Source organism: Brevibacterium mcbrellneri ATCC 49030, from assembly GCF_000178455.1.
Lineage (GTDB): Bacteria > Actinomycetota > Actinomycetes > Actinomycetales > Brevibacteriaceae > Brevibacterium > Brevibacterium mcbrellneri.
Map to the genome: position 1 here is coordinate 105,842 of NZ_ADNU01000012.1, position 9,974 is coordinate 115,815.

Genomic DNA, 9,974 nt, shown 5'->3' on the forward strand with positions numbered 1-9,974 from the left:
GTCTCACTCGTTATCTCCCGAACCGCATTTCGCGACCGCCTGCCATCCCGTCTCGGTGTCCTGTGCTTGCCGCAGCAACCGTTGCGGCAAACAAGAAGCGCGACTCACTGTCTTCTGGTGGTACCGGCATGAATTCTCGGGTCATCAGGCGGCCGATTCACTTGTTGGCTCGCGAGTTGTCAGAAGGATCAGGACGACGAGTGCTGCCGCGAAGGCGAAGACTCCGCTGGCGGTCGCGACGGCTTGGTGGAATCCGGGAAGAAAACCGGTGCTGCCTGCGATCATGGCACCGAGTACCGCGATGCCGAAGATGCTTCCTGTCTGGCGGGCTGCGTTGATGACGCCCCCGGCGACGCCGGTGTGTGAGGGTGGAGCCGCCGCCACGGCAGCAGAGGTTGCGGCGGGCATGGTGAAGGCCATTCCGAACCCTGCGATGAAGGACAGCACCGCGATCAGTGGGTATGGCGTGGTCCCGGTAAGCACGATCAGGCTCCCGAATCCGATTGTCCCGATGCACAATCCGATCAGCATGGTCGGGAAGGGTCCGATACGAGCCGCGACCCGGCCACCCAATGGGGAGGCGATGACTGCGCTGCATGCTTGGGGTGCCAGGGCGAGCCCGGCGAGGAGTGGCTCGTATCCGCGATAGGTCTGGAAGTACAGCGAGAGGACGAACAACTGTCCGAAGAAGCTCACGTTGAGGGCGAAGCCGACGACGGCAGCGACCGTGAATCGTGGTTTCCGGAAGAGCACAGTGGGCAACATGGGGTCGGGATGCCGGTGCTCAACCCAGACGAACACCGCCACAAGAGCCACGCCGAACAGAAGCAGGCCTAACCGGGGAGGGTTCCATCCTTGTTCACCGGAGGTGATGACGGCGTAGGTGATCGCCACCAGCGCGGTGATGGAAATCAGCTGGCCCGCTGGATCGAGCCGACGGGTGCGGTCATGCGGCGGGACACCGATGCTACGCATCGTCAGCCAGCAACCGAAAGCGATGATCGGGACGTTGACCCAGAAGACGGCTTGCCAACCGATCACCGACACGAGGGCTCCGCCGAGAACTGGCCCACAGGCGGCAGCGATGCCACCGGCGCCGCCCCAGAGTCCGATCGCCCGTGAACGCTCAGCCGGGTCGGGATAGATCGTGGCCAGTAAGGCGAGGGACCCGGGCACGACTGCTGCGGCACCGATGCCCTGGAGTGCCCGGGCGATGATGAGGGCCGGTCCGTTCGGCGCGAGTGCGCAAGCTATTGAGAGGACTCCGAAGGTGATGAGCCCGAAGATGTAGACCTTGCGTGCACCCAGCCGGTCGCAGGCGGCCCCGGCAGTCAGCAACAGCGCGGCGAACACCAGTGTGTAGGAATCGACGACCCACTGCAGTGTGACCACCTGCGTATTCAGTGTCGCTGCCATGTCGGGCAGGGCCACGTTGACGATGGTGGTGTCGAGCATGACGATGAAGAATCCCAGCACGACAGCCACCAGTGCGCCAGTTTTTCGCTGTGCGCTCACCTTGCTCCTCTCTGTGCTCTTTCGTCCGGATACCGCGGCATCACTCGCTCAGGCTGTAGACAGGACGCGTTGCGGTGGTGCACCGTAGTAGGTCCGCAGACTCAGGTCCTGAGGCCAGGACCGGTAGCTCCGGTCATGGAGCGTGGGCAGCACCAGCTCGAATAGCCTCCACGAGGCTTCGAAGTGCGAGCTACGGATCTCGTCGGCGGTCTCATCTCCGCGCAGGCTCAACAGCTGTTGGGCGATCAGAGGGCCATCGTCGAGCCCAGCGCTCATGCGGATCGCTGAGACTCCTCCCTGGGTCTCGTGATTCTTAGCCATCCAGAAGTACGGGGCCAGCCCCGCATAGCGTGGCAACGGGCTGGGGTGGAAATTGATGATGTCCACGGTCGGCACGTCCCTCAGCGCGCGCCCGACCTGCAACTGGTAATTCGCCACGATGATGTAATCCGGCGCCAGCGTGCGCATCGCCTCCACGATCTCGGGAGCATTGGGGTCCTCGGCCTGATACACGTCGACCCCGTTCGCGCGGGCATCGGCGGCGACATCCACCTGCACGTCGTCGTCGAGGTAGTAGTCACAGAGCACACCAGGGGTCCGCGTGATGACTGCGGACAGGACGCTGCGCTCGTCAGCGAGGAGACGGCGTAGAAACTCGTAGCCGAACAGCGAGTTGGCCTCAGTGATGAGGACGAATCGCGTGGTCATTGCGCCCACCACGCCTTCTCCACCAGCTTCGACTGCCACGTGAGGGTGTCGAAGAGCGCATAGCCGGGCTGCACCGGAAGCGGCACTCGACCGGGAAGGTCCATGATCTCCTGGGCCAGGCGTTCGACGAGCACACCTTCAGCCAATGGCGGGCAAGCTCCGAAGATCGGCATGGTCTGGTTCTTCACAAACCATTCCTCCAGGGTCTCCTGCGACGGGAAGTCCTGGTACTCGGGCATGATCCGTTCCATCAGACGCCGCGTCACCTCCGGTGTGAATTCGGTGTCCTCGGGCACGTCGTAGACTTCTTCAATCGGCATCGACTCCTTCGTATAGGTAAAGATGATGGTCGAATGCGCCACGGTCGGGATCTTGAACATGAACTTGCACCGGTCGGAGGCGCGGAAAGCCCGATGCAGGGCATACCGGTTCTTGATCTGGAAGAACTCCATCTGATCCATGACGTAGTCGCACCCGTCCATGAATCCCTCGGCCGTGTCGGGTGTGATGCCTTCGGGGAAGACATCGATGTTGACGTCGCCGGTGAGCCCGTAGACTTGCTCGGCGACCACTTCGGCCTTGTTCCGACCGATCGTGTCGCGTCCCGCACCGTACTGCCGTTGCACGTTCGTGAGATCGAAATGGTCGGGGTCAGCCAACTTCAGATTCAGTGCTCCCATGCGCACCAGGCGGGCCGCCACTGCGCCGCCGATGCCACCGGTGCCGACGACTCCGATCACCGAGTCGCGGAGCTTCTCCTGTCGGGCCCGCTGTTCCTCGGTGGTATCGCCGAGCCAACCGAGATTGCGGTTGACCCTTTCCCAGTAGAAGTCGTCATCATATGTACCGCGGTACTGTTGACGTTCCTTACTCACCGTCATCCCTCCTTCTGAATACGACGGGGGTGATGGCATCGAGTCTTGTCCAGGAACTGTTCGATGGACACCGAACAGAGCGGGGTCCATACTGAACGGATGGACACGCGCACGTTTCCCGAAGCTCTACCGGACATCTCCCGGACCGCCGCCGCGCTGGCCGACCCTTCACGCGCAGCGATGTGCGCTGCTCTCATGGACGGGCGCGCATGGACCGTGGGCGAACTCGCGCGTTACTGCGGTCTGGCACGCTCGACGGCTTCGGAACACGTCGACCTGCTCACCGCGCGCGGACTCGTCCTTGACGTCCGCCAGGGCCGGCATCGCTACGTCCGCCTCGCCGGCGGCGACATCGCCCACGTCATCGAGAGCCTCGGCATCGTGGCGCAGTCGACGTTCGATACCGCACATAGTCTTCGAGCCTCATCCGCGACTGACCGTGCCCGCGCAGGACGCACGTGCTACAAGCACCTCGCGGGCCGCCTCGGCGTCGCGCTCGCTGAACAGCTTCAGGACAGAGGATGTCTGACCGACACGTGGGAACCCACCGCTGCCGGGCGTGAGGTGCTGTCTGCCTGGGGTCTTCCCCATGCCCAGTCGGTGACCGCCACACCCTGCATGGACTCGACCGAGCGACGATTCCACCTTGCTGGACCGCTCGGAAAAGAACTGTGCACGGTGTTCTTTGACAAGGGGTGGATTGAACGCCTCGGTGCCAGTCGAGCGGTGCGCCTAACCGACGCGGGTACGACCGCGCTCGCAAACGCTGGCATTCGGCTGCTGACTGCAGTCGCATCGTAAGGCCGAAAATGCGACTGGTTATTAGTTCATACCGTCGCACCCGTAGGTCAGTGTCTCTTTGTTGAGACAATGCTTTCAGTGAAGGCGTCGTGCACACAGACTGTAACTTCTATGTCGTCATGCGGCTTGTCGTGTCGAACAATTCGTGTTCGTCGAGCAGTCGCATCGTCGTCGCCGCGGTTCTGCCTTCTTGCAGGGTCACCGTTGAGGCTGATCGCCCTGGCTTGGCAGAGCATGTGGGCGTCAGCGAGCTGGGCCAGTGTCTCCTGCAGCGCCTGCACTCCGCCACGGATGTCGTCGATGACGGCATAGAGCTGGTCGGGGTCATCGACGTGGCGGGTGGCCTCGGCGAGCAGCCGCAACGTGGTGCGTGCGGTCTCTGCCTGCTCGATCGCGGCGACGGCGGCATCGAGCTCGGCGACGGTGGGCGCGGACACCGAGAGCGGGCCTGTGTAGCGCAGGACGCCGTGACCGGCGGTCAAATCCGCTTCCTGCTGCAAGACGTCCTGGTATTCGGCACGCTGGCTGGCGTCCTCGATCTGCCCGATCCGGGCCCGCTGGGCCGCGTCAGAGACGTACTCCGTCTTCTTCTTCCGGATGTCGCGGGCGGCCTGATCGGTGCGCATCGGCGTGCAGATCAGCGACATCGACCGCTGCACGCCGGTGGACAGCAGCACCGGGGACAGGAACGTCGGATACACCAGCGAGCGCGGCCGCTCGCTGATCCACAGCACCGCGTGGTAGGCGGAGTCCGTGCGCAGATGCGTCCAGGTCTCGGCAACAGCGACCGGGCCGGCTCGAAGAACTCAAGGTTGTATTCGCGCTCGATGACGAGTGCCACGCTTTCACCTTTCCCTACCCAAACTCTGATTCCGTCGGAGACGGTCATACCGCGTCGGTCGCCGCACCGAGTCAACGAGAGCGGGAAGTTGCACAGCTCGTTGCCGAGGGGCTCACCAACTACCAGATCGGCATGAGGCTAGGGCTGAGCCAGCGCACCGTGGAGACCTACGTTCGACGCCTCTTCACGAAACTTGACGTGAACTCACGATTCAAGATCGTGGCTTGGTACATGAATCAAGAGAATACAGATCCGTAACCTCGGCGCGAACCTGCATCTTAGAGAACAATCCTGGCATAAATTGCTGAACTCGGGGAGAATGTCGGCGATAACGTTCTTGCTCGCGCCGAGACCGTAGGCGCCGAGGACAAGAGCGAGCGAGGAGACGGCCCTGTTTCCATGCGTGGCCGATTTGTCGGTGGCGGACGGCTGAGGCATAACAAAGGGTGCTAATTGTTGACGCAATGCGAACTGTTGGCCCTGATCAATCAGAAGTACGAAATATGTCCAAGCTCATGCGCGTCTCGTTCACGGAGACTTGCGCACCGGCCACCGCACGACAACCAGCGTGGTGTCGTCGGGCCTTATCTGGGCGAGGGGACGGGCCCAACGGTGCAGGCTTTGTCGGAGCGTAGCCAAGCCACGTGGGTAACCTTTGGCCGGGGCGACCTGCCGTCCCGAAGATGACGCGGCCGCATGGAGGCTGATCAGAAGCTGAAGGGTGCCTGCCGCGCAGCGCCAGCGCTAGACTGGTGGTCCACCCCAACGTAGGTGTACTTTCCATTCCTCGACGAGTCGTAAAAGTATCCCGAGTTTACAAGCAGCCACGCAGCTAAGATCTTCCACGTGTCTTATCTGCGTGGCTGTTTTATACGTCTTTATAGGTCGTGATCTGCAATGGTGAAGACAGGCGTGTTGTCCTGAACCGATTCCAACCGGATACGCACCTCTTGGCCTACGGGCGCCTCGCCTTTCACGTCGACGACCACTGCAGGATCAGGGACGTGGACGTTGAGAACAGGCGAGTCGTCGCGCTTCTTATGACCAACAACAACGCCAATGAACTCTTCGCCTATACGGCCAGACAACAGAACAGCTTCTGTTGTTTCAATCGCATCTTTGTCGATCCGGGAAGCAACGCTTCCGGTTGATTTCATGATCGAGATGATGTCCTCTAATCCATCGACACTGGGAGTGGGAGCGTTGCGGGCGGCCGCCTCGGCGATAGGCAGAACAAAACGGTCAACCAGACGGCGCAACGGAGCGGTGGCGTGCGCATACGGCGCGCCCACTGCCGCCTGAACCGGGTCCGGGTCCGTGCCCACCAGGGTGTATCCGGCGCCTCGGAACAACATGGGGGATGCGTAGTGAACTGCGAGCGCGCGTGGGTCATTCCCGAGGTGGTCGATGGACCTCAAGGTCTCCTGGTAGGTGTCGCGGGGCTCGAAGCCCAAGGTGCGTACGATTGCGTGGAACTTTTCGACCGTCTCTTCGTCTGGGAAGTTAAGCGTGCGGAGGATACCTGTTCCGGCTTGAATCTGGAGTTGGGCGGCAATGCGCCCTGCGAGCAGGCTGATCTGTGCGTTGAAGTCTTCAATGCCTCCCCGAGGTCGATACTGCAGAGTGAGTGTGTCGGTGACCTCTTGATCTGGGATCGCCAAGTCGATTGCGCCACGGGAACGAGCGTCAGCGAGAAGCGCTTCGCCAACCTGGGGGAGAAGCGCGATGGACGGGTGCAGGTCCTGTCCCTGTTCCCACTCGTGCTGGACGGTGGTGTAGTCGAGTTGTGCTCGTGAACGCACCACCGCGCGTTCCAGTGTGTAGTCGGTGAGCTTCCCGTCGGTGGCGACCTTAGCGGTGAAGACATAGGCGCTTCGGGTCTGTTCCGGAAGTAGTGAGGCAGCGTCTTCGCTCAGTTCCTTTGGATGCAGGGGGATTTTGCGGTCTGGAAGGTAGATGGTTTGGCCGCGTGTGCGCGTTTCCTGGTCGAGTGGTCCACCGGGTTCGATGAACCGACCCACATCGGCGATTGCGTACATGACCGTGAAAGTGCCGGTTTCGGTGGAGTCCTGGGACAGGTGCATCGCTTGGTCAAGGTCGCGAGCCCCTGGTGGGTCAATCGTGACAAAGGGGACGTGCGTGTAGTCCTGTTTGTCAGAGTCCAGGCCGTCGCGTCCGGTGGCGAAAGGGTCTGCGAGGTCTTCGATTGCTGACCGTGTTTCTTCGAGAACCGGTGCGGGGAAATCGTGGGGGAGATCGGATGCGAGTTCGTCATACGCGGACTGAAGGCGTTGAGCGGCCGAGCGTTGGATGCGGAAGCGACGCTGAAACATGCCTCCAGCATATAAAAGCGCAAGCGCCCCCAGCAGGATTCGAACCTGCAACCTACGGATTAACCAGTAGAAGCTGAAAGTAGGACAAAACTCCTGATCAGAGAAGTTTTGTCGAGATAGCGACAGAGAAACCTTTTGGGGTCATAGCCGCAGTTGTAAAAACGTAACTGCCTTGTCGACCGCTCGGGCGGCACTGAAGGCTAACGTCAGGCACCTGAGCCCCGTCGCAACGTTATTAAGAGTGTAGTTGCCATCGGCACCGGTAATCACTCGTGGGCACTGACGAGAAGGTTAGTTGGGTAAGAGATCGGGCTAATCTCACGCCTTGAGGCGTCTCGTCTGTAAGAGAGAAGCTGAAACTGCTGACGTCAAATGCTCATGTTGAGTTTGGCGTTCTCAGCAGAATTACCTTCCTCGAACCCTGCGGTGGCACCTCTGGACACCGAGATCCATAGGTGCTCGTACTCCTGACCCAGGTGGTTCTCGCCAAAGACATGCGAGCGGGCAGTCGCGCTGAGGTTATCCGTCTCAAACCAGCGTCGTCGAGTCGTGAGATCGAGCGAGTAAGCGGTCATTCGACGAACAAGAGAGCCGTCCACGAACCCCCTGATTGAGGGAGCGAAGATCGCTTCCATCGACTTCGCGCGCTGAGCGTTCTCCTCCGACATAGGCCAGACTCCCATGATCCCTGCCCACTGCTCATCCTCCGTCAGATTCGCCAGGTTGGCGAAATCCCAGCCAGCCCAACGTCGAAGTCGATCGCAGGGGCCGCTCGGCCTGAGGGGCCGATTGAGACGCGGAGCACGCTCAGGCCAACGCCATTGATGACACGAGTGCGGTCGTGCCTCAGCTGCAGACAACTGTCGACCTTGAAGTCCTCACTTCTCGATGGCTTCGCACGCTCGCCCCGACGACTTTCGACGGCTACGTTGCGGACGTTCGAGCCTGGCTCACGTATGTGTTCTCTAACAATATCGACCCGTGGGGGTGTGATCTGGTCCGGCGGGTTTCGACCCTCGACGCACTCGCGCTGAGTATGCGGGCAAGACGCGTCGCTGGGGTGGGGAGTCTGTATGTTTGGCTTCGAGATGGGGAATGCACGACGCTGTTGTCGAGGCAGTGAAAGTTGTGGGGGCTTCTGGGCTTCCGCACTGCACGGACGCCATGTTCACCACTTTTGAAGGTGAGTGGAATGAGGTGTTTGCGGTTGTGAAAGAAACGACCGAGGCAGTGGCCCGCTTTAGTTCGCGTGTTTCGTTAGTGCTCAAGGCCGATATTCGTGACGGTCGCACTGGAGAGCTCGACGGCAAGTTGGAGCGCCTGGAGAAGGCAAACGACGAGTCATAAACGTGCGTGTGTGCCTGGCTTCACTCATCGCTGATGTGAGGCGAGGTCAGTGCGAGCGTCGCAACTACTTGCCCGCTGATATAAATTGATTCGGATGACAAATGATGTCCACTATCATTTCTCATTCTTCCTGTCAGGACCCCCGGCTTGCTCGGGGGTCCTTTTGTTGGTTGGCAATGAGCATCTTAAAGAGGGTATAAAGACCGCACGCGCCCTGATCTGTTATGCGAAAGTATGGAGGTAGTTGCTAAGTTCATCGAGGCGATTGAGGCGTTGGCCTCGGTGTCCCTTTTCGAAGTAAGTGGAGTGGGTAACCTTGACTGTTTCAATAGAGTCAGAGCCAATGAGAACGATATCTATGACGTTGCTATCGCGGTAAGCCTGCTCTTGTCTTGCATATTCGTCGGTTGCGGAGTCGATATCTGTGCCGAAGTCTTTCTCAAGGATCAGTTCGTTCTTTGAGTGGTCGAAAACGAGAAGGAAATGCTTAATGTCACTCATTGTGTGTTCCTTCCGACATGTTCAGAATTTCTTCGGCCATTTCTTGAAGTGCGGATTCCCGTTTTTGATCTGCTTCTTCGGGCCGGAGCACTCCTTGATCTAGCTGAGAGTATACCTCGGCTAGGTCTTTGGCAATGCTGTGTAGGCGAGTTCCACTCGAATCTTGTTTGAGGTTAGTGCTTGTTATCGATGACATACTTTCAACAAGTTCTGCCCACGCGTGCATAAGTTGAGTTCGCAACTGGACCTCAATCTGTACACCGTCTCGCTTAAGGTGTAGGTGTATCGCTCTGTAGCCGGACGGGCGGGGGTTCGCGACATAGTCCTTGGTTGCAGTGACCTGTTCATTAAGAGCAACAGCGACTGCTTTGTGGTACTTCACCAAGTCGTCCATAGACGGTACGACCACTCGCAATCCGCCAATGTCGACCATGCGAGAAAGGTCAATTTTGCTTTCTCGGTTCGTAATCTTGTCGATAATTGTATTTTCACGCTTGAGACGCTGACTCACTTTCGCGTCCACGTGCGTTGCCTGTGCGTGGTAGCGAAGTTGGTTGTTAATAAGAAGCATCGGCCTACTATGCAGTGCTCGATAACGCTTAATTACGCGAATGGCTTCTTCCCGCTCCTCTTCAGATGCGTTTCCTGCGGCATAGTCGCGGAGAGTGCTACCGGCTTTTCGCACTTTCGACCTTGATGGAGAGATCACTGGCTTGTCCATGACAACCTGGCTCCGAAAGTAGAGGGACTTTCGGAAAGTATATTTAACGTTCGCCGTCGGGTGAGAACCTTAAAGTCTCGACTCTTTAAGGCGCCAAAAAACACAAGCACCCCCAGCAGTGTCCTGCGTCAGGACTTGGCCAAATCACCCGGAGTGCTTCACATGGACTGTTCAACCGGGCACACGTAACTCACCATGCAGATGTAGCGACACCAACAAACACAAACGCCACAAAGCTAGAACACTGCTCTAACCCTGCGGCGTAAAGTGTCAACCATGTCGCGACTGACAATGTCAACTATGTCCCGACTGATCACAAAGCGCCCCCAGCA

General features: G+C 59.4%; 9 protein-coding genes and 2 pseudogenes. 3 read left to right on the plus strand and 8 right to left on the minus strand.

Annotated elements, in window-relative coordinates:
* Nucleotides 1-144: 144 nt before the first annotated feature.
* Genes HMPREF0183_RS01860 through HMPREF0183_RS01870 form a run of 3 tightly spaced genes read right to left on the minus strand, consistent with a single transcriptional unit; the run spans nucleotide 145 to nucleotide 3,104 of the window.
* The gene (locus tag HMPREF0183_RS01860) at nucleotides 145-1,515 is read right to left on the minus strand and encodes a DHA2 family efflux MFS transporter permease subunit (RefSeq protein WP_005882206.1); all 1,371 of its coding nucleotides are present in this window, start codon (nucleotides 1,513-1,515) and stop codon (nucleotides 145-147) included.
* A gap of 48 nt (nucleotides 1,516-1,563) precedes the next feature.
* Nucleotides 1,564-2,223: a methionyl-tRNA formyltransferase gene (locus tag HMPREF0183_RS01865; protein ID WP_040347695.1), complete on the minus strand. Its 660-nt coding sequence runs from the start codon at nucleotides 2,221-2,223 to the stop codon at nucleotides 1,564-1,566.
* Entirely contained in the window at nucleotides 2,220-3,104 is an 885-nt protein-coding gene (locus tag HMPREF0183_RS01870; RefSeq protein WP_005882210.1) for a ThiF family adenylyltransferase, read from the minus strand. Before HMPREF0183_RS01870 ends, HMPREF0183_RS01865 begins: the two co-directional genes overlap by 4 nt.
* Before the next feature lie 93 nt (nucleotides 3,105-3,197).
* On the opposite strand from HMPREF0183_RS01870, the gene HMPREF0183_RS01875 reads away from it, so the two are divergent.
* Nucleotides 3,198-3,899: an ArsR/SmtB family transcription factor gene (locus HMPREF0183_RS01875; protein ID WP_040347696.1), complete on the plus strand. Its 702-nt coding sequence runs from the start codon at nucleotides 3,198-3,200 to the stop codon at nucleotides 3,897-3,899.
* A gap of 344 nt (nucleotides 3,900-4,243) precedes the next feature.
* Here HMPREF0183_RS01875 and HMPREF0183_RS12405 read toward each other — a convergent pair.
* Nucleotides 4,244-4,696, minus strand: a pseudogene (locus tag HMPREF0183_RS12405) (SCO6880 family protein); the annotation flags it as partial.
* Nucleotides 4,697-4,821: 125 nt separating this feature from the next.
* On the opposite strand from HMPREF0183_RS12405, the pseudogene HMPREF0183_RS12410 reads away from it, so the two are divergent.
* Nucleotides 4,822-4,998, plus strand: a pseudogene (locus tag HMPREF0183_RS12410) (response regulator transcription factor); the annotation flags it as partial.
* A gap of 620 nt (nucleotides 4,999-5,618) precedes the next feature.
* Here the strand turns inward: HMPREF0183_RS12410 and HMPREF0183_RS01885 are convergent.
* Both HMPREF0183_RS01885 and HMPREF0183_RS01890 read right to left on the minus strand, forming a co-directional pair.
* Entirely contained in the window at nucleotides 5,619-7,073 is a 1,455-nt protein-coding gene (locus tag HMPREF0183_RS01885; RefSeq protein WP_040347671.1) for a ribonuclease catalytic domain-containing protein, read from the minus strand.
* 368 nt (nucleotides 7,074-7,441) lie between these two features.
* Nucleotides 7,442-7,741 carry a hypothetical protein gene (locus HMPREF0183_RS01890; RefSeq protein ID WP_005882220.1) on the minus strand — a complete coding sequence of 100 codons (300 nt, stop codon included), beginning with the start codon at nucleotides 7,739-7,741 and terminating at the stop codon, nucleotides 7,442-7,444.
* A 427-nt stretch (nucleotides 7,742-8,168) separates the two neighbouring features.
* On the opposite strand from HMPREF0183_RS01890, the gene HMPREF0183_RS01895 reads away from it, so the two are divergent.
* Nucleotides 8,169-8,420, plus strand: a complete 252-nt coding sequence (locus tag HMPREF0183_RS01895; protein ID WP_005882223.1) for a thiamine-binding protein — start codon at nucleotides 8,169-8,171, stop codon at nucleotides 8,418-8,420.
* A 222-nt stretch (nucleotides 8,421-8,642) separates the two neighbouring features.
* Here the strand turns inward: HMPREF0183_RS01895 and HMPREF0183_RS01900 are convergent, their stop codons facing one another.
* Both HMPREF0183_RS01900 and HMPREF0183_RS01905 read right to left on the minus strand, forming a co-directional pair.
* Nucleotides 8,643-8,921, minus strand: a complete 279-nt coding sequence (locus HMPREF0183_RS01900; protein ID WP_005882224.1) for a hypothetical protein — start codon at nucleotides 8,919-8,921, stop codon at nucleotides 8,643-8,645.
* Nucleotides 8,914-9,642, minus strand: a complete 729-nt coding sequence (locus tag HMPREF0183_RS01905; protein ID WP_005882226.1) for a RelA/SpoT domain-containing protein — start codon at nucleotides 9,640-9,642, stop codon at nucleotides 8,914-8,916. Before HMPREF0183_RS01905 ends, HMPREF0183_RS01900 begins: the two co-directional genes overlap by 8 nt.
* Nucleotides 9,643-9,974: the final 332 nt, after the last annotated feature.

Excerpts from the sequence above, each read along its gene's own strand:
- HMPREF0183_RS01865 (WP_040347695.1), bottom strand. The coding sequence starts at position 2,223 with ATGACCACGCGATTCGTCCTCATCACTGAGGCCAACTCGCTGTTCGGC.
- HMPREF0183_RS01870 (WP_005882210.1), bottom strand. The coding sequence starts at position 3,104 with ATGACGGTGAGTAAGGAACGTCAACAGTACCGCGGTACATATGATGAC.
- HMPREF0183_RS01875 (WP_040347696.1), top strand. The coding sequence starts at position 3,198 with ATGGACACGCGCACGTTTCCCGAAGCTCTACCGGACATCTCCCGGACC.
- HMPREF0183_RS01885 (WP_040347671.1), bottom strand. The coding sequence starts at position 7,073 with ATGTTTCAGCGTCGCTTCCGCATCCAACGCTCGGCCGCTCAACGCCTT.
- HMPREF0183_RS01890 (WP_005882220.1), bottom strand. The coding sequence starts at position 7,741 with ATGTCGGAGGAGAACGCTCAGCGCGCGAAGTCGATGGAAGCGATCTTC.
- HMPREF0183_RS01895 (WP_005882223.1), top strand. The coding sequence starts at position 8,169 with ATGCACGACGCTGTTGTCGAGGCAGTGAAAGTTGTGGGGGCTTCTGGG.
- HMPREF0183_RS01900 (WP_005882224.1), bottom strand. The coding sequence starts at position 8,921 with ATGAGTGACATTAAGCATTTCCTTCTCGTTTTCGACCACTCAAAGAAC.
- HMPREF0183_RS01905 (WP_005882226.1), bottom strand. The coding sequence starts at position 9,642 with ATGGACAAGCCAGTGATCTCTCCATCAAGGTCGAAAGTGCGAAAAGCC.